This window comes from Streptococcus ovuberis, from assembly GCF_012396585.1.
Classification (GTDB): Bacteria; Bacillota; Bacilli; order Lactobacillales; family Streptococcaceae; genus Streptococcus; species Streptococcus ovuberis.
This window is the reverse complement of the sequence record NZ_JAAXPR010000019.1, coordinates 20,171-45,567: the sequence shown is the minus strand read 5'-3', so window position 1 is coordinate 45,567 and position 25,397 is coordinate 20,171. Positions and strand designations below refer to the sequence as shown.

The window sequence follows — 25,397 nt, the reverse complement described above, 5'->3', positions numbered from 1 at the left end:
ATCGTTCAATCAAACGACGTTCTGTTAGTGTCAAATGTTTGCCTTTTGTAGTATAATGGTTTTGCATCTCAGAGTTCCTTTTAATGTGTTTGTGGTGAACTACATTATATCTCTCTGAGATGTTTTTTCATACTCTCAACTGGCTAACTTCATTTTAGAACTTTCTATACTAACTTTTAGCGAAAAAAATGAAAAAATTGAAATTTCCTCTTGACAAGAATAGGGAGAATTGATAAAATAGTTTTTGTTGTTAGTAGCGGGGATGGCGGAATTGGCAGACGCGCAGGACTAAGGATCCTGTGGCCGCTTTAGGCTGTGTGGGTTCAAGTCCCACTCTCCGCATTAAGAAAGAAAAAGCAGACTGTAAGGTCTGCTTTTTCTTTGCTTCCAGAGCCGGATTTTTCAGCTTTGGGTGTCCATTAAACAAACTACTCAAGGCCGGGAGAAAAGTTCCAGGCTCTTTGTTTTAGTATTCCCAATTACCCAGGGCGTAGTGGTTGGGAATCGTTCTGATCGACGCAGTCGATTCTAGACTTTCCACAGGTCAGGCATTAGGGACTTTAAGGTTGATAGACTGCTGCTGAAGTGAGAATAGGTTGAGTGGCACAGCAACTTGAGCTCCTAACACGCGGATGTCGTCAATTTTTAAACCTCTAACGAATGAGAGAAAAATATTACTAAATAGCTAACTACAAGCTGTTATCCCTGGGCTATTCGAACTGCGTAGGATGAAGTGAAACGTTCTGGGTAGAGCCTGTTTCTGGTCAAACATGTCGAAATGGCCATGCGAGTTAAACAACTTCTGACGAAGGAAGGATGGCTATTTCCTCTAAGTCAGAAGTGTGTCGCTTTTATGGTTACTTTAAGGACACTCCAGATTGTATTCAACAGGGTGGGTTGGTTGGGTATTATTAAAATATCAGAAAATTTTAATATACTATTGCGGTTTTTGGTGTTTTTTGGTAAGGTTATTGTAAAGAGATTGAGTAGAGGAAGGAGGAAAAGTTATTCGTAACTATCATTTGGCTCTAGGCATTCTTTTATTCATTTTAATTGGATGTTCACTGATGCTTGGTGCTTCGAGAGATTTTTCATGGGAAGGATTGCTAAAAGGCGATTCGGCTACTTGGTTGGTTTTCTCAGCCTCACGCCTACCTAGGACGGTTAGTATCTTGTTGGCAGGCTCTTCTATGGCAGTGGCGGGGCTTTTGATGCAGTCGGTCATGCAAAATCATTTTGCAGCTCCTTCAACGGTTGGAACCATTGAATCAGCCCAATTGGGTTTATTGTTGAGCCTTTTTGTGTTTCCGTCAGCTACTCTATTTCAGAAGATGGCCTTTGCTTTTGTCGTTTCCTTACTTTTGACCATGCTATTTTTAAGGTTAATCAACAGGTTACAATTAAAGGAGAGATGGCTGTTGCCGTTGGTTGGTCTCGTTTATAGTGGGATGATCGGCTCCTTAGCGAGTATACTGGCTTACCATTTTAATCTGGTTCAGTCCTTTTCTTCTTGGTTGCAGGGATCGTTTTCAATGATACAAACCAATCAATATGAGTGGTTATTTTTGAATCTGATCATTTTAGTCGTCACTTGGCGATTCTCAGCTAGCTTTAGTTTAATGGGACTAGGAGAAGACTCAAGTAAAGTGCTGGGACTGGATTATCGCAAATATGAATGGCTGGCTATTGTTTTAGTGGCCTTAACGACTAGCGTAACAGCAATTACTGTGGGCTCGCTTCCCTTTTTAGGGGTTGTTGTGCCCAATGTCGTCAGATTGTATAGCGGTGATTATCTCGGTCGCACAATTGGGCTAGTGGCCTTAGTGGGAGCTCTCTTAGTGCTAGTGTGTGATTGCTTAGCACGTATCATCATTGCTCCATATGAGCTGTCTGTTAGTTTGATTTTAGGAATAATTGGCAGTGGGGCATTTGTTCTTTTATTATGGAAGGGAGGGGCTTATGACTGAGGAAACGGACCAGCTGAAAAAACGGCTTCTCGTTTTAGTGGCCTTGGTAATCGTGGGGGTTTGTCTCTATTGTTTACCGTTGGGCCAATCCCTGACGGCCTATGCTGTCAAGGCAAGAGGGCAAAAGCTTTTGGTTTACCTACTAGTTGCGACGGGAATTGGGGTCAGTAGCATTAGTTTTCAAACCATTACGGGGAATCGGCTTCTCACTCCAGGTGTTCTTGGATTAGAGTCATTCTATATTCTCTTGTTGACGATGTTTTACTGGTTTTCTTGGCGCTTATTTGGACAGTCTATTTTGCATCCCTTGCTATCTTTTCTGCTATTGATTACTCTTCAAAGTGTTTTTTTTCTCCTTCTGCAACCAGTATTGAGCTCTTTGTCTAGGCAAGGAATGGTAAGGTTTCTCCTGGTTTGCATGTCACTAGGGACTCTTTTTCGACAGTTATCGACCTTTTTACAGGTGACGATGGATCCAAATGAATATGACCAATTACAGGCGCGCTTGTTTCCAAGTTTTCAGAGGATTAATCGCCCCATTTTAGGATTAGGGGCTGTTCTTCTAGCGCTTATCTTAATATTGGTCTGGAAAAAAGCTGCCGTCCTGGATGTTCTTCATCTTGGAAGAGACAACGCGGTATTGCTAGGGGTGGATGTTCAAAGAGAGGAAAAATGGCTACTTTGGCTAATGGTGCTAATCGTAGCAATTTTAACTGCTTTAGTTGGGCCCTTAACCTATATTGGCTTTTTAGCCTCCAATATTAGCTATCAGATTTCCCAGACCTACCGGCATCACTATTTGTTCATTATATCTGCTTTAGTGGGTTTTCTGCTTTTGCTAGTGGGACAGTTTTTGGTGGAACGGTTGTTTGGCTATCGGGTTAATAGTAGCATGGTTATTGAATGGTTAGGGGGTGCTCTCTTCTTTGCGGTTATTTTTAGAGAGGGGAAACAGTGATGCAGCTAGATAAGGTTTCGAAACGGTTTAAAAAAGAAGAAGTCCTAAAGGAAGTCTCTTTAGAGATTACTCCAGCTAGTTTTACAGCATTTATAGGACCAAATGGGGCAGGGAAATCAACCCTTGTCAGTACAATGAGTCGGTTGATAGCTAAGGATTCTGGGTATATCTGGATTAAGGGGCAGGAGGTAGAGAGCTGGGACACCAATGCGTTGGCTAAGGAGTTATCCTTGCTGAAGCAATCCCACTCGTTTCAAACCAAATTAACAGTTGAAGAATTGGTGAGCTTTGGGCGTTATCCCCACAGTGGCAATCGGTTAACGGCTAAGGATGAGGAAAAGATTCAAGAGGCTCTCCTTTATCTAGGATTAGAGGCTGAACGCAAACGCTATATTCATACCTTGTCTGGTGGGCAACTCCAGCGTGTATTCATTGCGATGGTACTAGCACAAGACACGGAGCTAATTTTCTTAGATGAACCATTAAATAATTTGGATATGAAACAGAGTTTAGCCATTATGATGACGCTACGTCAGTTAGTGGATCAATTAGGCAAAACAATTGTCATGGTGATCCATGATATCAACATGGCCAGTCGTTTTGCAGACGAAATCGTGGCTTTTAAAGAAGGAGAAGTATTTGTCAAAGGGAAGACAAGGGATGTCATGAAAAAGGAGGTACTGGATGCCCTATATGATATGTCGGTCACATTAGTTGAGGTGGATGGCAAACAAGTTTGTGTATATTAAAAATAGAAAAGGAAATGTATGATGAAAAAATATGGAAAAACAGCTCTGTGGTCTTTCGTGACACTTGTAATGGCTTTGGTGTTAGTTGCGTGTGGAAACCAATCCGTTAAAGATGACAAAACAAATACGTCTGCTTCAAAACAAGCTTCTACGACAGAAGTAAGGATTGGCGATGCGACGATCCCGGTTAATCCTAAAAAAATTGTCTCCTTCGATTTGGGAGCTGTGGATACTATTCGAGCCTTGGGGAAAGAAGAAAGGATAGTTGGTCTACCTACCCAAGGCCTACCGACTTACCTGTCAGAATTTGCAGATAGGGCTGGTGTCGGCAATATGAAGGAACCGGATTTAGAAGCTATTGCAGCTTTAAAACCAGATGTGATTATCGCCTCTGGTCGAACCGCTGAATACTTAGAACAGTTCCAAGAGATTGCACCAACCATTATTTTTGAAACGGACAATGCTAATTATTGGCAATCGGTAAAAGAAAATATAGCTAGCTTAGCGACCATCTTTGGAGAAGAAGCTGTAGCAGAAGCAGATAAGCAGTTGGCAAATCTGGAAACACAAATTCAAGAGCTAGCTGCACTCAATCAACAGTCGGACAAAAAAGCTCTTGCTATGGTCTTAAATGAAGGAAATATGGCCATTAACGGAGCAAACTCGCGTTTTGCCTTCTTGTATCATACTCTTGGATTCCATCCAACGGATGCCAAGATTGAAGAGTCTCGCCATGGTCAAGAAATTAGTTTTGAAGGCATTCGTGAGATTAATCCAGACTTGATTTTTGTCTTGAATCGAACAGTGGCCATCGGCGGTGACAATTCGAGCAATGAGGCGATTCTTAGAAATGAATTGGTCCAAGCGACAAATGCCGGTAAAAATAATGGGATTATCCATTTAACAGCCGATCTCTGGTACCTCAGTGGAGGAGGTCTTGAATCTACTCAACTGATGCTGGACGATGTGAAAGAGTATGCTAAGTAGGCCTATAAAGAAGATTCGGCCTTAGGTATCATAATCGCTTTTTCTGAAAATCTGTGAAAAATTGAACAATCAGTTAAAAATTCAGCTAGCATTTTTCGAAAAAAAGTGGTAAAATAGATACGTATGGGAAAACCCCAAAAAATAAAGGAGGCTATAACATGCCATTAGTTTCAGCAGCAGAATTTGTCAAAGCAGCGCGTGAGAACGGCTACGCTGTCGGCGGATTTAATACCAACAACCTTGAGTGGACTCAGGCTATCTTGCGTGCAGCAGAAGCCAAACAAGCGCCAATCCTTATCCAAACTTCTATGGGTGCGGCAAAATATATGGGTGGTTACAAGGTTGCTCGCAACCTGATTGCAAACTTGATCGAGTCTATGAATATTACTGTACCAGTTGCGATTCACCTAGACCACGGTCACTATGAGGACTCTCTTGAGTGTATCGAAGTGGGCTACACGTCTATCATGTTTGACGGTTCACATCTTCCGGTTGAGGAAAACCTTGAAAAAGCACGTGAAGTTGTTGCATTGGCTCACGCAAAAGGTATCTCAGTAGAAGCTGAAGTTGGTACTATCGGTGGTGAAGAAGACGGTATCGTTGGTAAGGGCGAACTCGCTCCAATCGAAGATGCTATCGCTATGGTTGAAACTGGTATTGACTTCTTGGCAGCTGGTATCGGTAACATCCACGGTCCATACCCAGAAAACTGGGAAGGTCTTGACCTTGAACACTTGAAGAAATTGACAGAAGCCATCCCTGGCACGCCAATCGTTCTCCACGGTGGTTCAGGTATCCCTGACGAGCAAATCCAAGAAGCAATCCGTCTTGGTGTGGCTAAAGTTAACGTGAACACTGAAGGACAAATTGCCTTTACAGAAGCGACGCTTAAATTTGCAGCGGACTACTCTGCTAACAAAGCTGAGTACGATAAGAAAAAACTCTTCGATCCACGTAAATTCCTTGCAGATGGCGTGAAAGCTGTTCAAGGTATGGTAGAAGAGCGCATCGACGTTTTCGGTTCAGCTAACAAAGCGTAATGAGACTAAAAAAGGGTTTCCTACTGGAAGCTCTTTTTGTTGTCGTTTAAAGAAGATTTACCCTAAATGACACTCCAAACGAATGGCTATCGAGCAAAGGTTTATTGGTCTAACAGTGGAAATCAAATTTTTAGGCAGACTACCATGTTAGGGGGCAGTTGACCAAGTGCTAACTTGCTCTATCAGTACATATAACGTGTTGGTCTGGCTTTATTTGATGACGCTAATTCGGATTGTTTGGGATGATGAAACATTGAATGCCTATTAAAGGGAAGCCCTTTAAGGAGACGGTCTGGAGAGACTCTAAAATAGAAAAGGGTCAACTGTTTTTTTGCATGCGTTTTCTTTAAGTGAGTTGCACTTTCTCGTAAAATATTAAGAAAACCCACTTGCTAAATGATCGGTAATCTGATATACTGTGTAAGTATGTGGTGCTAGCACATCCTTATATAGACTACGTAGGAGGAAATACAAAATGGCTAAAGTATGTTATTTTACAGGTCGTAAGACTGTATCAGGCAACAACCGTTCGCATGCTATGAACCAAACCAAACGTACAGTGAAACCAAACCTTCAAAAAGTGACTGTCCTTATTGATGGCAAACCAAAAAAAGTTTGGGCTTCAGCTCGTGCGCTTAAATCTGGTAAAGTTGAACGCGTTTAAAAAAACGGCCGTGAGGCTGTTTTTTTGTGTTCTGAGATTAGCGAGTTAGTCTGTTTATAGACATGAGGAGATAGCCAACACTTTGCCTGTAACGGCCATATTTTGCAGGCTTAATTTTTACACTTGCTCCTAAATATGGTAAAATGAAGTATCAGACTAAATGAGGTAGTAAAAATGACTGTAAAGATTAACACAAAAGATGGTCAAATCGAATTGACAGATGATGTCATTGCGACTGTTGTTGGCTCTGCGACAACAGAGATTTTTGGTGTTGTTGGGATGGCCAGTAAGGCAGCTATTAAGGATAATTTTAATGCCCTGTTGCGCCGTGAAAACTATGCCAAGGGTGTGGTGATCAAGACTGATGAAGAAGGCCGTATTGCAGTTGATGTCTACACGGTGATGAGCTATGGTGTTAAGATTAGTGAGGTTTCTAAGAATATTCAAGAAAGTGTCAAGTTTCACTTGCAAAATCATTTAGGGATTTCAGCTGAGACAGTCAATGTCTTTGTTCAAAATATCAAGGTCGTAGGAGAGTAATCGTGTCAAAAATCACAACCAGTTTATTTCAAGAAATGGTTCAGGCAGCATCAACGCGTCTGAACAAACAGGCAGACTATGTTAATTCGTTAAATGTTTTCCCAGTGCCAGATGGTGATACAGGAACCAATATGGGAATGACCATTACAAATGGTGCTAAGGAAGTCGCTAGTAAGCCTGCGTCAACAGTAGGAGAGGTGGGACAAATTCTCTCAAAAGGTCTGTTGATGGGAGCGCGTGGTAACTCAGGTGTGATTACATCTCAGTTATTCCGTGGATTTGGTCAAGCGATTCGTGATAAAGAAGAACTCGATGGTAAAGACTTGGCTCGTGCTTTTCAAAATGGTGTCGAAGTCGCTTATAAGGCGGTTATGAAGCCTGTAGAAGGGACCATTTTGACCGTTTCTCGTGGCGCCGCGACTGCTGCTTTGAAAAAAGCCGAGGAAACCGACGATGCTGTAGAAGTGATGCGAGCAGCGCTTGATGGTGCTAATCGTGCGCTCAAGAAAACACCTGACCTCTTGCCAGTTTTGAAGGAAGTCGGTGTCGTTGACTCAGGGGGTCAAGGTCTTGTGTACATCTATGAAGGTTTCTTGTCAGCTTTGACAGGAGAATACATCGCCTCAGAAGATTTTGAAGTGACGCCAGCTGTGATGAGTGAGATGATTAATGCCGAGCATCACAAGGCTGTCGTTGGCCATGTGGCGACAGAGGACATTACCTTTGGCTACTGTACTGAAATTATGGTAGCACTGCGTCAAGGACCGACCTATGTTAAGGAATTTGACTACGAAGAATTTCAGGGCTATTTGAGTCAATTAGGAGATTCCCTGTTGGTGGTTAACGACGATGAAATCGTTAAAGTCCATGTCCATACAGAAGACCCAGGACTAGTCATGCAAGAAGGGCTCAAATATGGTAGCCTTGTTAAGGTTAAGGTGGACAACATGCGTGAGCAGCATGAAGCTCAAGTAGAGCGTGTGGCGACTCCGGCTGGGCCTCAAAAAGAATTTGGCATTATTGCTGTTTCAGCAGGACAAGGTCTGGCTGATATCTTTACTGCTCAAGGTGTTGATTATGTTATTTCCGGTGGGCAGACCATGAATCCATCGACAGAGGATATTGTCAAAGCGATTGAAGAAGTAAATGCGAAGAACATTATTCTTTTGCCGAATAACAAGAATATCCAGATGGCAGCCGAAGCAGCTGCAGAAGTTGCAGAGCAACCGACTGTCGTTGTGGCGTCTCGGACAATTCCGCAAGGGCTAACGAGTCTTTTGGCTTTTGATGCGAGTAAGACCCTTGAAGCTAACTTTGAAGCCATGACGCAAGCTTTGAAGCAGGTGGTTAGTGGTAGCATTACAACTGCTGTGCGCGATACCACTATTGATGGCCTTGAAATTCATGAAAATGATCATCTTGGAATGGTAGACGGTAAGATTGTTGTATCCGAGCCAGATATAGCTAAGGCATTATCAGACACGTTTGATCACATGTTAGACGAAGATAGTGAGATTGTGACTATTTATCTGGGTGAGGGAGCGGATCAGGAACTTGTTCACGATTTGGCGGCTCACTTGCAAGAGAAATTTGAAGATTTAGAAGTGGAAATCTATCAAGGTGATCAGCCGGTTTACCCTTATTTATTTAGTGTCGAATAGTTTAAAGACTCCTCTCCTGTATTGGGCGAGGAGTTTTTCTTATAAAATGGTAAAAAATAGTTGCATTTTTTCGAAAAGATGATATCATATTAAGAAAGTTTTAGAATGTTTAGATAATAGTGAAAAGGAGGGAATATGGCGAAATATAAGCTTGATGAGCCTAAGAAAGGTTCGCAATTAGTTCTTGAAACCTTACAAGCGCTGGGTGTTGATACGATTTTCGGTTATCCAGGTGGTGCTGTTTTACCACTGTATGATGCAATTTATCAATTTGAGGGCATTCAACACGTCTTGTCAAGGCACGAACAAGGTTCTCTCCATGAGGCAGAAGGTTATGCCAAATCAACTGGAAAAATTGGGGTCGCTCTAGTCACTTCTGGTCCTGGCGCAACCAATGCGATCACAGGAATTGCAGACGCTATGGGAGATAGTGTCCCCTTGCTTGTCTTTACTGGTCAGGTCGCAACGCCAGGCATTGGCAAAGATGCTTTCCAAGAGGCGGATATTGTCGGTTTGACGATGCCAATCACCAAGTACAATTATCAAATTCGCCATACAGAAGATATCCCTAGGGTGATTACAGAGGCGATTCATATTGCAACGACAGGACGGCCTGGGCCGGTTGTTATTGATATTCCAAAGGATATACAGGAGCGGGAAGTTACGGAAGTCACGAATCCAACTCTTGATTTACCGAGTTACCAGCCAACGGTTGAGCCCAATGGCCTACAACTGAAACGATTGCTGGAGCAGCTTCCTTCTGCTAAAAGACCTGTCATTTTAGCTGGTGGAGGTGTCGCTTATGCTGGTGGGGAGCATAGTTTGCGCCTTTTTGCAGAACGCTATCAGATACCGGTGGTGACCACGCTCTTAGGTTTAGGGGTTATGCCTTATGATCATCCCTTGAATCTTGGCATGGGAGGGATGCATGGTTCTTATGCGGCCAACATGGCTCTAACAGAAGCGGATTACATGATTAATTTTGGCTCCCGATTTGATGACCGTTTGACGGGAAATGTCACCACCTTTGCCAAGGATGCTTTCGTGGCGCACATTGATATTGATCCGGCAGAGATTTCTAAAATCATTCGGGCAGACATCCCTATTGTGGGTGATGCTAAGAAGGCGCTTGAGGGGTTGCTGAAACTAGAAACAGTTGAGGTCGACACGTCTGCTTGGATCAAGCAAGTGACCTTTAACAAGAATCGCGTGAAGCCGTATCATAGGTCTTCAGACTTCATTCAGCCTCAGGAAGTTATTGAGGTGATTGGTCAATTGACCAAGGGAGAAGCGATTGTAGTAACGGATGTTGGTCAACATCAGATGTGGGCGGCCCAATATTATCCCTATAAACACGGCCGTCAGCTTGTGACATCGGGTGGGCTTGGGACGATGGGATTTGGGATTCCAGCAGCCATCGGAGCTAAATTAGCTAATCCTGATAAGGAAGTGATTCTTTTTGTTGGTGATGGGGGCTTCCAGATGACCAACCAAGAAATGGCCATTTTAAATGGCTATGGTTTGCCAATAAAAATTATCTTATTGAACAATCACTCCTTAGGAATGGTTCGCCAGTGGCAAGAATCCTTCTATAATGAGCGCCGAAGTGAGTCGACCTTTGACGCAGAACCTAATTTTCAGCTCCTAGCCCAGGCCTATGGTGTCAAGGCTCATCGCTTCACTAATCCAGAGACTATTGTCAAGGATCTAGAGGTACTTATGGAGGATGTTCCCATGTTGGTAGAAATCTCGATTTCAAACCGTGAGCGGGTTTATCCGATGGTCCCAAGTGGCAAGAGTAATTTTGAAATGTTGGGGGTGGAATTCAATGCGTAGAATGTTAACAGCAAAACTCCGTAACTCAACAGGTGTTCTCAATCGCTTTACCGGTGTGCTTTCTCGTCGTCAGGTCAATATCGAATCGATTTCGGTTGGTCATACAGAAGATAAATCCATTTCTCGGGTAACGCTCATTATTGATGTAGCAACCTTAGACGAAGTAGAACAAATCATTAAGCAATTAAATCGCTTGATTGATGTTGTTCGAGTCAGAGATATCACGGATCTCCCGCATTTGGAGAGAGAGGTGATTCTTGTTAAGATTTCGGCACCTCCTGTCAAACGTGCAGAAATTTTGGCTATTATTCAACCTTTTAGGGCCTCGGTAGTAGATGTAGCTCCTAAGTCAATCACGATTCAGATGACGGGTGGCTCTGAAAAAATAGAAGCTCTACTCAGGGTGATTACCCCCTATGGAATCAAGAATGTTGCTCGGACAGGGGTGACAGGCTTTACGAGAGATTAGCCAGCACAGGCTTAAAAAGCATTATCTATCAAAAAAGAAAAGAGAAATAAAATGGCAGTTCAAATGCAATACGAAAAAGATGTTCAAGTCGCAGCTCTTCAAGGTAAAAAGATTGCAGTTATCGGATACGGCTCACAAGGTCATGCTCATGCGCAAAACTTGCGTGACTCAGGCAATGACGTCATCATCGGTGTGCGTGCAGGTAAGTCATTCGATAAAGCAAAAGAAGATGGCTTTGAGGCTTATTCTGTCGCAGAAGCCACTAAATTGGCAGATGTTATTATGATCTTAGCGCCAGATGAAATCCAAGCAGATACTTATAAAGAAGAAATTGAACCAAATTTGGAGGCCGGCAATGCTTTGGGCTTTGCTCATGGGTTTAACATCCACTTTGAATTCATCAAGGCGCCAGCGGATGTAGATGTTTTCATGGTAGCACCAAAAGGGCCTGGTCACTTGGTTCGCCGGACTTATGAAGAAGGTTTCGGGGTTCCAGCACTTTATGCGGTTTACCAAGATGCGACAGGGAATGCCAAAAATATTGCCATGGATTGGGCTAAGGGTGTCGGTTCTGCCCGTGTTGGCCTCCTTGAAACAACCTTTAAAGAAGAAACAGAGGAAGACTTGTTTGGTGAGCAAGCGGTTCTCTGCGGTGGTTTGACAGCCTTGATTCAAGCTGGTTTTGAAGTGTTGACAGAAGCTGGTTATGCGCCAGAATTGGCTTATTTTGAGACTCTCCACGAGATGAAGTTGATTGTTGACTTAATTTATGAAGGTGGTTTCAAGAAGATGCGCCAATCTATTTCAAACACAGCTGAGTTCGGAGACTACGTTTCTGGTCCACGTGTGATCACAGATCAGGTCAAAGAAAATATGAAAGCAGTTCTCGCTGACATCCAATCTGGTAAGTTTGCCAATGACTTTGTCAACGATTATAAGGCTGGTCGTCCCAAACTTCAGGCCTATCGTGATGCAGCAGCGGATCTTGAGATTGAAAAAGTTGGGGCAGACCTTCGTAAGGCGATGCCGTTTGTCAGTCGCAACGATGATGATAACTTCAAGATTTATAACTAAGCTAAGAAAAGTTTTTGCTAACTTTACTGGGGGATTGAAAAGTAACCTCTGGAGAGGATCAAGCGGATCCTCTCCTTTTTGATATTTCTTCAGTAAGGATTGCTTATTCAAGATGTTACAGAGGTGAGGATAGGATTAGGTATGATACTTCAATTCTTTAATCTATTGACACTAAATCCGCTTATAGCTGATATAAAACTTTGATTAGCTAGTATTAGCTGAATAGCTTAAGGAGGATAATCAAATGAAGAAAATAGTTGTTCTGTTTCTGACCCTATCTGCTTTGTTAGGACTGGATTCCAATCGGGCTACTGCCAATTCTCAGGATACGGAAGTTGTGATTGAACGCTTGTATTTGAGTCATGCGCAAGGAGAGGATCCCCTTGATTCTGTGGAGCAGTGGGAACTCTTTCGTGTCAACGTTGATTTTTTTATCCCTGAGACTATAGCTCGGGGTGGAGATAAGCTTGAAATCACGCTGCCTTCAGAGTTGAAGTTTGGGAACTTGGCGGCTTTTGATGTTCAGGACGAAGAAGGGGCTATCATCGGTAAAGCTCGGATGAATCCTGGGACCAAGACCTTGACCCTGACTTATACAGATCAAGTGCTCAGTCGTCCAAAAGCTAAGGGAACATTTTTCTTCTACGCCCAAGTGGACCATCGTCAGGAACTTCCCGACATGATTCCAGTTGATTTTACGGTTAATGGACAAAGGGTACCTGCAGGAGAATTGAATTTTGCTGGCAAGGAGGAACAGGTGGTGACGCGTATAAACAAGTCTGCCTGGCAAGAAGATCTGAATCTCAACGAAGCAACTCATGTGGTATCCCTCAATCGGATTAAGGAGTCTATGGAGAATGTTGTCGTCTCTGAAAGTTTACAACATCAAAAAATGGTTTACCTTTTAGATAGCTTTAAGGTATACAAGGGGAGGTGGGTTTGGCAGAACAACGAATGGGTCTTATTGGATTCAGTAGATATTACAGACCACGTTTCTTTGCTATCCAGTCCTCAATCCTATGAACTATCTTTAGGTGATGTATTGCCAGAAGAAGGCATCAGAATTGTATACAAAACCGAATTGACTGCCCTACCTAATTTGGGGCAACGCTTAGAAAATAAAGTTCGTCTGGATAGAGCTGGGTATGAGAGTGAAGTGGTTAATGGGGGTTATAACTACCAGAAAGCGGGTGGTTATGCTCAACAATCGATTTATGGATTACACATTCAAGCTCAAGACGAGCAAGGACTACCAGTGGTTGGAGGCTTTGTTCAACTCTTTAAAACAGATACGGGCGAATTTGTTTCTTCTGGTTCTATGGATAAAGACGGCCACTTGATTTTTAGAGATTTACCAAAAGCGGCTTATACGATTCGTCAAACAGTAACAATAGATGGAGAAGTGCAAAAGAGAGAGTATTTGATTCATAAGGAAGATTTTACTCAGGAAAACCCTATTTTATCCTACCATATGATCAGTAAGTAGTAGGTTAGCTTGAATTTAGGAGGGCAATGGGTCCTCCTTCTTTTTATTGAAAATGGAAAGCGCCAGCATTTCCCTCTTAAAAAATAGCTTAGATAGTGTAAACAGTAACTTGGCGTTGTGCCTCTCTTGCATAAATCTTTTTTAAATGCCATTATTCAAGTGAAAGAGTGATGTAAGGATTTTAATCCTTGGGTTTAAATAATAGATGAAAAATTCTGATTTTTCTGTTATAATAAGGGATATTATGGGAATGAGGAGAATGTATGTTAGCAGCCAGTGACGTGATAAAAGCTCACCAAGTGCTCAAGGATGTGGTTCTTGAAACACCTCTAGACTATGACCGCTACTTGTCGGAGAAATATGGTGCGGCTATTTACTTAAAACGCGAAAATGCCCAAAAAGTTCGTTCTTTCAAATTGCGAGGGGCTTACTATGCCATTAGCCAATTATCTGATGAACAAAAGGCTCTAGGAGTAGTCTGTGCGTCTGCGGGAAACCATGCACAAGGTGTTGCTTATACCTGCCATGAGATGGGGATACCGGCTACTATTTTTATGCCGGTTCCAACGCCGCAACAAAAGGTAAACCAGGTTCAATTTTTTGGAGGAGAAGCTGTTAGGATCCGTTTAGTAGGGGATACCTTCGATGAGTCTGCCCAAGCGGCCCTAGCCTATGCAAGGGAGAAAGGAATGACCTTTATTGATCCTTTTGATGATGCGCAGGTGCAGGCTGGTCAAGGGACTGTTGCTTATGAGATTGTAGCGGTGGCTGAAGATGAAGGCATCTCCTTTGATCACATTTTTATTCCTGTCGGAGGTGGTGGCTTGATTTCTGGTATGTCGGCCTATTTGAAAGAAAGGGCTCCAGAGATAAGGATTGTCGGTGTCGAAGCCAGCGGAGCGGCCTCGATGGCGGCTGCCTTTGCAGCTGGTCGGCCTGTTAAGTTAGAGCAAATCGACAAATTTGCAGACGGGATTGCGGTTCAGCAAGTCGGTCAGTCGACGTATCAGGTGGCTAGACGCTATGTTGACCAACTGATCGCAGTAGATGAGGGCTTGATCTCTGAGACGGTGATTGACCTTTATTCCAAACAAGGGATTGTGGCAGAGCCTGCTGGAGCAGCAACAATTGCTGCTTTGGAACTACTACGCGAACAAATCAAGGGAAAAACCATTTGTTGTGTGATTTCAGGGGGGAACAACGATATTAACCGTATGCCTGAAATGGAAGAACGTGCCCTGATTTATGACGGGATTAAGCATTACTTTGTGGTTAATTTCCCTCAGCGTCCAGGGGCCTTGCGGGAATTTGTCAACAATATCCTGGGTGAGCATGACGACATCACCCGATTTGAGTACATCAAGCGGGCTAGCCGTGGCAAGGGACCGGTTCTGATTGGCATTGCTCTTGGTGACAAGGGAGATTACGACGCCTTTATTGAGCGTTTAACTTCTTTTGATCCTCACTTTATCAACCTTCAAGGCAATGAGACCTTGTATGGGCTTTTAGTTTAAAAATAGCGCCCCTTTATGGTCCGACATTTCCTGGGGGCTTTTTTGATAAGCATTTTTCTTGCGAATATCACTAATTAGAGATAATATAGAGAAAAATGGAGGTCATAAAAATGAAACAAATCGAATTAGGCATCTCAACTTTTGGAGATACAACTGAACTAGAAAGTACAGGTCAAGCCATCAGTCATGCACAGCGTTTACGAGATTTGGTTGAAGAAATTGAGTTGGCAGACCAAGTTGGTCTTGATTTTTATGGGATTGGAGAGCACCATCGGGAAGACTTTGCCGTATCTGCTCCAGAGATTGTCCTGGCAGCTGGGGCGGTCAATACAAAGCAGATTCGTCTTAGCTCAGCTGTCAGTGTCCTGTCTTCGATGGATCCGGTTCGCCTCTACCAGCAGTATGCGACCATTGATGCTCTTTCAAATGGCAGAGCAGAAATTATGGCAGGGCGTGGCTCGTTTACGGAAAGTTTTCCGCTATTTGGCTATGACTTGAAGGATTATGAAGAACTGTTTGATGAGAAGTTAGACATGCTACTAGAAATTAAGAAACAGACCAACCTCACTTGGTCAGGCAAGCACACACAGACTGTTGTGGACAAACCTGTTGTTCCAAGAGCAGTGCAGGAGGATTTTCCGATTTGGGTAGCGACTGGAGGCAATTTGGACTCGACTGTGAAAATTGCGGAGAAGGGGTTGCCGATTGCCTATGCGATTATCGGTGGCAATCCTCTAGCTTTTCGTCAACTCATTCAAGCCTACCGTGAAATTGGCCGTCGCTCAGGCTATCAGCCAGACCGTCTCAAGGTTGGAGCTCATTCGTGGGGCTGGTTGGCTGAGACGGATGAGAAGGCTGTAGCCGATTACTATTATCCAACCAAGGCCATGTCAGATGGCATCGGAAAAACACGTTCGTATTGGCGGCCGATGACCCATGATTATTACTTACAAGCCATTGGCCCAGATGGCGCTATGTTTGTAGGGAATGCTGAAACGGTGGCTAACAAGATAATTCGCCTGATCGAGAACCTCGACCTAGACCGTTTCATGCTCCACCTGCCTATTGGCTCAATGCCACACGAGGAAACGCTGAAAGCTATCCGTATTTATGGTGAAGAGGTCGCACCGAAGGTGAAAGCTCATTTTGCAAGAGGTTGAAATAATCAGTCTTTTTGGACTTTAAAATAATAAAGTTCAAAAAAGTAGATAAAAAACAGATTATACCGAGATACCTAATAGAATAATAAACTATAATATAGCTATCAAATAGCGAAGGAAGGTTTTTTTCTATGGAATCACGCAAACTGAGAAAATTATGTAGAGTTGCACTAACAGCTGCGCTCTTGTCTGGGATGGCGGTTGGCCAGACAGGAGTGGTCTTGGCTCAGGTTGACGCTGAGACAACAAAAGCTGCAAACGAAGTTATTTCAAAAGACCCTAATGTAAAGAAATTGATTGCGGCTCTTAAGGATGGGAAGGATTTTAAACCTGATGATGTTAAGCCGGTGTTGAAAGACTTGTTGCCTGAAACCTTGGTTCATTATTACAATAATACAACGGTTCTTTCTATTTTAGTTAATACAGAAACTGATGCTGTTAATCGGCTAAAACAACTTTTCTTAGAAGAAATCGGTACACGTTTTCCTGAGGTGTTGAAGAAACAATCAGACAAGCAACCTAAAGAGAAGTCTGAATTAGAAAAAGAGCTTATTGAAAAAGAACAACAGATTGCTGAAAAAGAACAACAGATTGAGAGCCTGAAAAAAGAGTTGCGAGAACAGTCTGAACATAATCAGCGAATTTTTCAGCAATTTGATGAACTTTCCAAGGAAAATGAAAAATTAAAGCAACAAAACGATTCGAAGGCTTCCCAAGAATCAGAACGTGCAAAACAGGAACTTAACGAAAAACTAGACGAAGTTCAGAAGCAGTTGGAAAGTGCTAAGAAAGACAAAGAAAACTTGATGCAAGAACTGAAAAAGCAGCAAGCAGAACAGGAAAAAGTATTGGCCGATAACGATAGCTTGCAAAAAGAAAAGAAAGTTCTAGAGCATAACAACAGCGACTTGGAATCTCAAAATCAGAAATTAGAACAGAAGCTAAAAAACTCTGAACAAGATAGACAAAGCTTACAAGAACAGAGAGAGGAAGCTCGGAAGGAAGCTGAAGCGCTTAAAAAAGAAAAAGAAAACATCGAGGCTGAAAAGAACGCTCAAAAATATAAGATAGAAATCTTGGACCGCGAGAAAGCTAAGCTTGAGAAAGAAAAAGAGACGCTAACTGCTAGGATTTCTGAATTAGAAGAGGCGCTTAGGAAAGCTCCAAATGGTAACGAGCGTCTTGATAATATCCAACTGAAAGCTGATAAAGAAAGGCTTGAACAAGAGCGTCAAGAGCTACAAGAAAAAGTAGCAGAAGTTACTAAACAGTTGGAAGCGTCTCAAAACCAAGCAGAAACGCTTAGACAAGACAAGACTCGCCTGGAGCAAGAAGTAACTGATAACCAACAACGGTTGACAGAGTTGCAAGACAAAGAAAATGCTTTGAACGCTGAAAAAGCGCGTCTTCAGGAAAAGGTTGATGCCCTACAAAAAGAGCTGGAAAATAAAGTCGTTCCTGACGAAAACCCTCAAGTCCCTGCACCTAACACTGAGCTTGAACAACTCAAGGGTCGACTAGCAACATTAGAAGCACAACGAAAAGATTTTGAAACGGAGAAGGGGACCCTTCAGCAAAAAGTCCAAGAACAAGATCAACAATTGACTCGACTACAAGAAGAGCTTGCCAATAAAGTGGCTGAAGTTAAGAAAGCTCAAGAAGACTTGCAAGCAGAAAAAGAAGCTGCTGAGAAAACTTTAGCTGAAAAGACAGAAGAATTGGAAGCTATTACCAAGGAACTTCAAAACGCTCAAGCGGATAATCAACAATTGAGAGAGGACAAGGCCGGACTTGAGCAAGAATTGGCTTCCTTGAGGAAGCGTCTTGAAGATGCTAATCAAGAAGTGAATCGTTTGCAACAAGAACAAGCGACGTTAGTCGAAACAGAGCAAAAGCTACTCAAGAAAATAGAAGCCTTGCAGAACGGTATGGTTCCAACACCAAAGACGGAAAACACACCAGTTCCATCTGAGCCAAAAACTCCAAGTCTCCCAGAGAAGCAAGAGAGTGTGCCGACAGAACGGACACAACCAGCTGTTCCAGAGAAAGCAGAAAAAGCCCCTTCCGAAACAGATACTCCAAGCCTTCCAGAGAAGCAAGAAAAAGCTCCTTCCGAAACAGACACTCCAAGTCTTCCAGAGAAGAAAAAGAATCTCCCTTCTGAACCGAAGAAGGAAATGCAACCGAGTGTTCCTCAGTCTAAAGTGCTGAAACCAAACGGCTCACCTCTGCCATCATCTCCTGAGAAAAAACAAGATGAAATGATGAAGAAGAGTGAATCGGATAAAGGTGACCAAAAATCTCCTGACATTTCCTTCCCAACCTACCGCAAAGGAATGCTATCTGCTGGGAAAGCCTCTTCTAAACCAGCAATGACTCCTCAAAAATCGCCAGAAATGGCCAAAAAACAACTCCCGCAAACCGGTGATGCGGTTCAGGGAACGTTAGGGCAGGTTGGATTGCTTACGTTAGTTGTCGGCTTATTTGGGGCGTTTAGAAAAAAGGAGAATGAAGACTAAACTAGGAAGCAGATTGCAAGCCAACATTTAGCTGCTTAATGATAGTCGTCTTTGCTGTATTGCTTTACATTTTTTTACTGGTTTGTTATACTCTACTATAGAGACTATCAATAAGGAGGTTATGAGATGGAAAGTTTCATTGGTTTAACGATTTTTGTGACCCTAGTGGCTATTCTGTTATTAGTTCTGGCATCCTGTTTATATGTCGTTAAGCAGCAGACGGTGGCCATTGTTGAACGGTTTGGGAAATACCAACGAACGGCAACGGCTGGTATTCAGTTCAAGTTCCCATTTGGGATTGATCGCATTGCAGCTCGTATCCAATTACGGGTTTTGCAGAATGATATGATTGTAGAAACAAAGACCAACGATAATGTCTTTGTGACAATGAATGTCGCTACTCAGTATCGAGTGGATGAGCAAAATGTCACTGATGCTTATTATAAGCTGATGCGGCCAGAAGAGCAGATTAAGTCTTATATTGAAGACGCACTGCGGTCATCGGTTCCGAAACTGACCTTGGATGAACTGTTTGAGAAGAAGGACGAAATCGCCCTTGAGGTTCAGCGGCAGGTAGCTGAGGAGATGTCTACCTATGGGTATATCATTGTTAAAACGCTGATTACTCGTGTTGATCCGGACAGCGAGGTTAAGCAGTCCATGAATGAAATCAATGCCGCTCAGCGAAAGAGGGTGGCTGCTCAAGAACTTGCCAATGCTGACAAGATCAAAATCGTGACGGCAGCTGAAGCCGAAGCTGAAAAGGACCGTCTTCATGGGGTTGGTATTGCGGAACAACGTAAGGCGATTGTGGATGGGCTAGCCGATTCCATTCAGGAATTGCGCGATGCCAATATTTCCTTGGATGAGGAGCAGATCATGTCCATTCTCTTGACCAACCAATATTTAGATACGCTTAATCAGTTTGCTGAAAAAGGCAATCAAGCCATCTTTTTGCCAAATAGTCCACAAGCGATCGATGATATCAGGACACAAATTTTATCCGCTTTAAAAGTTAAGTAGACTTAAAAAATGGAGAGAAGTGATTGATTCGTCCAATTTTATATGCTATAATACATAATTAGGAAATTCAAAAAAAGGAGGTTCTCAAAAGTGACTAACTATGAAAAAGTCGAAGCAGTTGTCAACTGGGTGCGTGAGAAGAAATTGACTGGCTACCGTATCAGTAAAGAAACGAACGCGCGCGAGATGTCTATTATCGCATTGGCTCAAGGGCGTGCAAAAATTGACAATATTTCATTTGCAACAGCTTTAGGTTTGATTGATTTTTATGATAAAAATCATGAAAAATATGATGACTAACAGATCAATGGGAGTGGGAGAAAAATCGTTAACCCAAAGGGGAGCGATTTCCTCTCCCTTTTTCATTTTTCAGGTTCAGGCTGAAAAAGAACTATCCCCAGTTCGTTTTCGGCACTTGCTTTGCAAGCTTCATTTCCCGATTCAAAAGGTCCCCCAGACCTTTTGAACCCGCCTCCGCAAAGTTGAGCAGGCTATTCAGCTGATGAAATCAGCGTATTAGGCAGTAGACTTGCTTTGAGACTCCCAACTTCCCGCTTTCAAGGAAGATGCTTTGAAGCGCTCAGCAGTGGCTAGTATTTCCTCTTTTCAATGTCTAGGAGACAACCTTTGATAGCCTGACTCCAGTCTGTCAAAGCTCCTGATCACTGCGTCTTAATGGGTGAATAATCATAAAAAGGAGCGACTAGGACTTTTGTCCTGGCCTCCATTTTTTTCTGCGATGTTTTTGCTTGCTTTTTATGAAGAAAGGGGTTACAATAGAGCTGTAAACAAAAATCATTTTTTAGAAGTTTGTCAGGAGGTGGTTGCGGTTTTAAATGAAAAAGAGCAGGCTGTTTTAGAAGTGATTCGCCAGTTTCCGTTTTATTCCCAGCAGGAGATTGCTGATTATTTAGGTGTTTCAAGGTCTACTGTTGCTAACATGATTTCGGATATGATTAAGCGGAATTACCTTCTTGGACGGGCCTATATTATCAATGAGGATGCCCCAGTCATCTGTATTGGTGGCATGAATGTTGATCGTAAGTTCTATGCTTGCCAGGAATTGATTCTAAAAACATCAAATCCTGTTAGAAGTGAAGTTTCAATCGGTGGTGTGGGCCGTAATATCGCTGAAAATTTAGGACGGTTGGGGGAAAGTGTCCTCATGCTGTCGCGAGCAGGCGATGACCAAGATTGGGAATTGATTAAGCAGCAATCGCAGTCATATATCAATCTCAGACAGGTTGATATCGCTCCTGATCAGGCGACCAGTTCTTATACAGCCGTTATTGACCTAGATGGCGAAATGAGTATGGCCTTAGCGAATATGGCGATTTGTGATACAATGACGGTTGCTTGGCTCCAGCAGTATGAAGACTTGCTTAGTCGTGCGCGTCTCTTAGTGGTGGATTTAAATCTCCCTAGAGAAAGCGTTGCTTATCTCATTGAGTTGGCTAAGGAAAGAGGGGTATCCTTGGCACTTATTCCCGTATCGGCTCCAAAAATGGCCCATCTTCCTCAAGAATTGACGGGTGTTGAATGGCTGATTGTCAATCAGGATGAGAGTGAATTTTTCTTTGGTCAAAAGGCCAACACAGAGTCTGATTTTGAGGAGTTGGCTGAGTTGTGGCTGAACCTTGGGGTTAAACAGGTTTTGATTACCAGAGGTGCCAGGCCTATGCTCTATGCCAAGTCCAGCGGTGAGCGGCTTTTGGTTTCGCCTAAGAGGGTTCCCCACATGGTTGATGCGACGGGAGCAGGTGATTCCTTGTCTGCGGGAGTTCTCTTTGGCTGGTTAAATGGGTATGACCAGAAGGAAATCTTAGAGTTTGGCTTGACCAATGCCTACCATACGATTTTATCCTCGGATACGGTGCGTAAGACCTTATCTCGTCACAGTTTTTTACAAGAAAGAAAGGATTTGTTTGATCATGACAATTGAACGTTATTTAGAATTTTCTCCAGAAGTAGCGGAAGCCAAGGCTAGTGGTAAGCCGATTGTAGCTTTGGAATCAACCATTATTTCACACGGGATGCCTTATCCTCAGAATGTAGAGATGGCTAAGACCGTTGAGCAAATCATCCGCGATAATGGTGCGGTTCCAGCCACCATTGCTATTATGGATGGGAAATATAAGATTGGTTTATCTGAGGCGGATCTTGAGCGTTTGGCAACTGAGAAAAATGTTGCCAAGGTTTCTCGCCGTGATTTGGCTGAAATTATTGCGACTAAGCGCATCGGTGCAACAACTGTCGCTACCACTATGATCGGTGCGGCCTTTGCAGGCATCAAGTTCTTTGTGACAGGTGGGATCGGTGGGGTTCACCGTGGCTTTGAAGAGACAATGGACGTCTCTGCGGACTTGGATGAATTGGCGCAAACACCAGTTACGGTTATCTGTGCAGGAGCTAAGTCTATTCTTGATTTGCCACGTACTTTGGAATACTTAGAGACCAAAGGTGTTCCGGTTGTCGGCTATAAGACGGAGGTTTTACCAGCCTTCTACACTGGAACCAGTCCGTATCGTTTAAATAGCCATACAGATTCTGTGGACACTTTGGCCTCAATTGTTAAGACTAGTGAGGAATTAGGATTAAATGGTGGACTCCTGGTGGTCAATCCGATTCCTAAAGAACATGAATTGGAAGCAAGTTATATTGACAGTATCATTGAAAAAGCTGTGGCAGAAGCAGAAGAAAAAGGAATTGTTGGCAAGGATATCACACCGTTCCTGCTGGGCAAAATTGTGGAATTGACAGAGGGTAAGAGCTTAGCAGCCAATATCCAATTGGTTTATAATAATGCTAAAGTCGGCGCTCAAATCGCTAGCAGCTACAATCAGTTATAGGAAAAATCGGAGGCTGGGACCTGACGGTCCTAGTCTTTTTGGATGGGAGAAAAAAGTTACTAGAAGCTATCGTCTAATAGGTGAAAATTTAGGATAGCAATGGAGACTTGCAAGAAAATTTGATATAATGAACTGATGAGAAGATAACTGGAGGTTGAAATGTTACTGGAATTGATAAAAGCGATTTTGTATGGAATCATTGAAGGAATAACGGAGTGGCTTCCTATTTCTTCGACGGGACATTTGATTTTGTTAGAAGAATGGGTCAAATTTCGTTCGGCGACTCCAGAATTCACGGAAATGTTTAATGTGGTGATTCAGTTGGGAGCGATTCTCGCTGTAATGGTTATTCGCTTTGATCAGCTCAATCCCTTTAAGCGTTCTAAGACCGCTGTTCAGGTGCGGTTAACTTGGCAGTTGTGGGCCAAGGTTCTGATTGCTTGTTTGCCGGCCCTAGTCATTGGCTTGCCTTTAGATGACTGGCTGGATACGCATTTTCACAATATTCCAGTAGTGGCGACGACCTTGATTCTATATGGGCTTGTCTTTATTTGGATAGAGCGTTATCGTAAGACGGAGCCTCAGGTAATCAGTTTGTCTAAGATGTCCTATCAGACAGCTCTGATGATTGGTTTTTTTCAAGTTTTAGCGCTTATTCCAGGGACTAGTCGATCAGGAGCGACTATTATCGGTGGGATCTTGATGGGGACCAGTCGGTCTGTTGCGACAGAATTTACCTTTTATTTAGGCATTCCTGTCATGTTTGGGGCTAGTCTGCTCAAGGTGCTTAAGTTCTTTTTGTCGGGGACTGTGCTAACCGTCAGCCAATTGACTGTACTTTTGGTTGCCATGCTGGTTGCCTTTGGGGTTTCTGTGGTTGCGATTCGCTTTTTGACGGATTATGTTAAACGCCATGACTTCACCTTGTTCGGGAAGTACCGGATTGCGCTGGGCGTCTTTCTATTGGTATACTCTAGCATCAAGCTCATCTTTTAAAGAAGGTCGTATGGAATTGGTTTTCTTTACTAAAGGGGAGATTGACAAGTGTTTTAAGTTTTGTTAAAATGATATCAAACCTATTTTGGAGGTAAAGGGGACATGAACAACTAAGAAGCAAGCAGTGATAGACCTTATCAAGTTTGTTTTTTAGTGTGCCTCTTTTTTCTAACATCGCCCCTTGGGGCTTCTTTGTGCATGCTCGTAAACTTTCTACTTGATAGGGTAGGAAGTTTTTTGATACAAGGGGGCCATATGTTAAAGTTACAAGCTATCACCATTACTCATCTCAAGGACTTACAGACCTTAATTGCAGACCTTGACTTAGCTGTCAATCCAGGAGATAAACTGGCTATTATTGGAGAAGAGGGGACTGGTAAATCCACGCTTATCCAGGCCATTTTGGACCCAGAACAAATCAGCTCCTATGCGCAGTTGGATGGCCAAATAATCAACCATTTCACTCAGATCGGTTACCTGCCTCAAAATTTACTCCCTCAGCAGTTGAATCAGACGGTGAGTGATTTTATCTATACTGATCTGGACTATACTGTCTTTGATTTTCAGATTTTCTGGACTATGGCAGATCGTTTCAATTTACCAATCGAGCGTTTTGAAGAGCAGAAGCTGAGGCTAGCCAACTTATCTGGGGGTGAAAAGATCAAGCTACAGCTTCTTAAATTATTAGCAACTGATCCTGACTTGCTCATTTTAGATGAGCCAAGTGGTGATTTGGATATGGAGACCTTAGTTTGGTTGGAAAGTTTTATCCAGGAGAGTGAAAAAACAATCCTCTTTATCTCCCATGACGAGGCTTTATTATCCAGATCAGCGACCAGTATTCTCCATCTGGAACTCTTACAAAAACGCCGGGAACCGCGTTGGACGTTTTACAAGGGTGACTATGAAAGTTACAAGACTGACCGGCAACGCCAGTTTGACAAGGACTTGCAAGTGGCCAGCAAGCAACGAGAAGAACAAACCAAACGCTTAACCAAAAACCAGCGAATCCAGAAAAGCGTTGAGCATCAATTGAGGAACACTAAAAATGATGTTGCAGGACGCCTCTTGGCTAAAAAGATGAAAAGCCTACAGTCGCAAGAAAAACGCTTCGAACGAGAGAGCAAGGATTTTACCGATATTCCTCAGGACATGGACCGAATCAATCTCTTCTTTTCTGGTGTAGAACCCTTACCAGCCTCCAAAATTCTACTGGATTGGCAGGATAGGACATTGTCAACCGGTCAGACCATTAACTTGATCCTGCGTGGTCAGGATAGGTTAGCCGTTATCGGTCAAAACGGCATCGGCAAGACGAGGTTACTAACAGCTATCAAGTCTGAGCTTAGCCAACGAGAGGGGATTTCTTTGGGCTACATGCCTCAGGATTATCATCAAGTCTTGCCAATTGGGATCTCGGCCTTGGATTTTTTAAAGGACTCTACAACAGCAGAACAAGCCAGAACCTTGCTAGCGCGTCTGCAACTAACGAGAGAGGAAATTCATCATTCGGCTCATCAGCTCTCAGGTGGCCAAAAAGCAAAAATCTGTCTTGCCAAGATGGTTTTGGAAAAAGCGAATGTCTTGCTTTTAGACGAGCCGACTCGTCACCTTTCCCCAACATCGCAGGAGGAGTTCAAACAGCTTTTGCAGACGTATTCAGGTGCCATAGTGCTGGTTACTCACGATAGGAGTGTGTTACAGGCAATAAAATGGGAGGTGTTGGAAATGAAGGAGAACGATAGAGAAGATAAATAGAAGAACGGTAAGATTGGTGTAGATGAAAGGTGTAACAAGGGTCTTAGAGCCAATGGTTTTTCGTACAGTATGTTATCAACCTCTTTCTCTTTGAAAAATCTGCAGAAATTAGATATAATGGTAAAACACGCAAGAATGCAAGAGGTA

At 43.0% G+C, this 25,397-nt stretch carries 21 protein-coding genes and 1 tRNA gene; all 22 read left to right on the top strand.

What is annotated here, in order from left to right:
• Positions 1-256: 256 nt before the first annotated feature.
• The 22 genes from HF992_RS09275 to HF992_RS09170 all read left to right on the top strand — a co-directional run bounded on the left by HF992_RS09275 (position 257) and on the right by HF992_RS09170 (position 25,250).
• A tRNA-Leu gene (locus HF992_RS09275) sits at positions 257-342 on the top strand.
• Between the two features lie 665 nt (positions 343-1,007).
• Entirely contained in the window at positions 1,008-1,967 is a 960-nt protein-coding gene (locus HF992_RS09270; protein ID WP_168549755.1) for an iron chelate uptake ABC transporter family permease subunit, read from the top strand.
• Positions 1,960-2,925, top strand: a complete 966-nt coding sequence (locus HF992_RS09265) for an iron chelate uptake ABC transporter family permease subunit (RefSeq protein ID WP_168549751.1) — start codon at positions 1,960-1,962, stop codon at positions 2,923-2,925. Before HF992_RS09270 ends, HF992_RS09265 begins: the two co-directional genes overlap by 8 nt.
• Positions 2,925-3,674, top strand: coding sequence for an iron ABC transporter ATP-binding protein (locus tag HF992_RS09260; RefSeq protein ID WP_168549750.1), 750 nt, complete (start codon positions 2,925-2,927; stop codon positions 3,672-3,674). The genes HF992_RS09265 and HF992_RS09260 overlap by 1 nt, the downstream gene beginning before the upstream one ends.
• Before the next feature lie 21 nt (positions 3,675-3,695).
• Positions 3,696-4,661: a siderophore ABC transporter substrate-binding protein gene (locus HF992_RS09255; RefSeq protein WP_168549754.1), complete on the top strand. Its 966-nt coding sequence runs from the start codon at positions 3,696-3,698 to the stop codon at positions 4,659-4,661.
• Positions 4,662-4,819: 158 nt separating this feature from the next.
• The gene (locus tag HF992_RS09250) at positions 4,820-5,701 is read left to right on the top strand and encodes a class II fructose-bisphosphate aldolase (protein WP_168549749.1); all 882 of its coding nucleotides are present in this window, start codon (positions 4,820-4,822) and stop codon (positions 5,699-5,701) included.
• Positions 5,702-6,176: 475 nt separating this feature from the next.
• Positions 6,177-6,365, top strand: a complete 189-nt coding sequence (gene rpmB, locus HF992_RS09245; RefSeq protein ID WP_018164578.1) for a 50S ribosomal protein L28 — start codon at positions 6,177-6,179, stop codon at positions 6,363-6,365.
• 174 nt (positions 6,366-6,539) lie between these two features.
• On the top strand, positions 6,540-6,905 hold the full coding sequence (locus tag HF992_RS09240; protein WP_168549748.1) for an Asp23/Gls24 family envelope stress response protein: 366 nt from the start codon (positions 6,540-6,542) through the stop codon (positions 6,903-6,905).
• A 2-nt stretch (positions 6,906-6,907) separates the two neighbouring features.
• A complete protein-coding gene (locus HF992_RS09235) occupies positions 6,908-8,566 on the top strand; it encodes a DAK2 domain-containing protein (RefSeq protein ID WP_168549747.1) in 1,659 nt (552 codons plus the stop codon).
• Positions 8,567-8,701: 135 nt separating this feature from the next.
• Positions 8,702-10,402: an acetolactate synthase large subunit gene (locus tag HF992_RS09230; protein WP_168549746.1), complete on the top strand. Its 1,701-nt coding sequence runs from the start codon at positions 8,702-8,704 to the stop codon at positions 10,400-10,402.
• The gene (ilvN, locus tag HF992_RS09225) at positions 10,395-10,871 is read left to right on the top strand and encodes an acetolactate synthase small subunit (protein WP_168549745.1); all 477 of its coding nucleotides are present in this window, start codon (positions 10,395-10,397) and stop codon (positions 10,869-10,871) included. The genes HF992_RS09230 and ilvN overlap by 8 nt, the downstream gene beginning before the upstream one ends.
• Positions 10,872-10,922: 51 nt before the next feature.
• A complete protein-coding gene (gene ilvC, locus HF992_RS09220) occupies positions 10,923-11,945 on the top strand; it encodes a ketol-acid reductoisomerase (protein ID WP_168549744.1) in 1,023 nt (340 codons plus the stop codon).
• A gap of 244 nt (positions 11,946-12,189) precedes the next feature.
• Entirely contained in the window at positions 12,190-13,431 is a 1,242-nt protein-coding gene (locus HF992_RS09215) for an Ig-like domain-containing protein (RefSeq protein ID WP_168549743.1), read from the top strand.
• A gap of 263 nt (positions 13,432-13,694) precedes the next feature.
• On the top strand, positions 13,695-14,945 hold the full coding sequence (gene ilvA / locus HF992_RS09210) for a threonine ammonia-lyase IlvA (RefSeq protein WP_168549742.1): 1,251 nt from the start codon (positions 13,695-13,697) through the stop codon (positions 14,943-14,945).
• A gap of 110 nt (positions 14,946-15,055) precedes the next feature.
• The gene (locus HF992_RS09205; RefSeq protein ID WP_168549741.1) at positions 15,056-16,105 is read left to right on the top strand and encodes an LLM class flavin-dependent oxidoreductase; all 1,050 of its coding nucleotides are present in this window, start codon (positions 15,056-15,058) and stop codon (positions 16,103-16,105) included.
• Between the two features lie 131 nt (positions 16,106-16,236).
• Positions 16,237-18,624 carry an LPXTG cell wall anchor domain-containing protein gene (locus HF992_RS09200; RefSeq protein WP_168549740.1) on the top strand — a complete coding sequence of 796 codons (2,388 nt, stop codon included), beginning with the start codon at positions 16,237-16,239 and terminating at the stop codon, positions 18,622-18,624.
• Positions 18,625-18,750: 126 nt separating this feature from the next.
• Complete coding sequence (locus HF992_RS09195; protein WP_168549739.1) at positions 18,751-19,647, top strand: SPFH domain-containing protein; 897 nt, start codon at positions 18,751-18,753, stop codon at positions 19,645-19,647.
• Between the two features lie 90 nt (positions 19,648-19,737).
• Complete coding sequence (locus HF992_RS09190) at positions 19,738-19,947, top strand: capsule biosynthesis transcriptional regulator (RefSeq protein ID WP_168549738.1); 210 nt, start codon at positions 19,738-19,740, stop codon at positions 19,945-19,947.
• 520 nt (positions 19,948-20,467) lie between these two features.
• Positions 20,468-21,589: a PfkB family carbohydrate kinase gene (locus HF992_RS09185; protein WP_343032969.1), complete on the top strand. Its 1,122-nt coding sequence runs from the start codon at positions 20,468-20,470 to the stop codon at positions 21,587-21,589.
• Complete coding sequence (locus tag HF992_RS09180; RefSeq protein WP_210729455.1) at positions 21,579-22,496, top strand: pseudouridine-5'-phosphate glycosidase; 918 nt, start codon at positions 21,579-21,581, stop codon at positions 22,494-22,496. Before HF992_RS09185 ends, HF992_RS09180 begins: the two co-directional genes overlap by 11 nt.
• Positions 22,497-22,655: 159 nt before the next feature.
• Positions 22,656-23,492, top strand: coding sequence for an undecaprenyl-diphosphate phosphatase (locus HF992_RS09175; protein WP_168549737.1), 837 nt, complete (start codon positions 22,656-22,658; stop codon positions 23,490-23,492).
• 255 nt (positions 23,493-23,747) lie between these two features.
• Complete coding sequence (locus HF992_RS09170; RefSeq protein ID WP_168549736.1) at positions 23,748-25,250, top strand: ATP-binding cassette domain-containing protein; 1,503 nt, start codon at positions 23,748-23,750, stop codon at positions 25,248-25,250.
• The last annotated feature ends 147 nt before the right edge of the window (positions 25,251-25,397 follow it).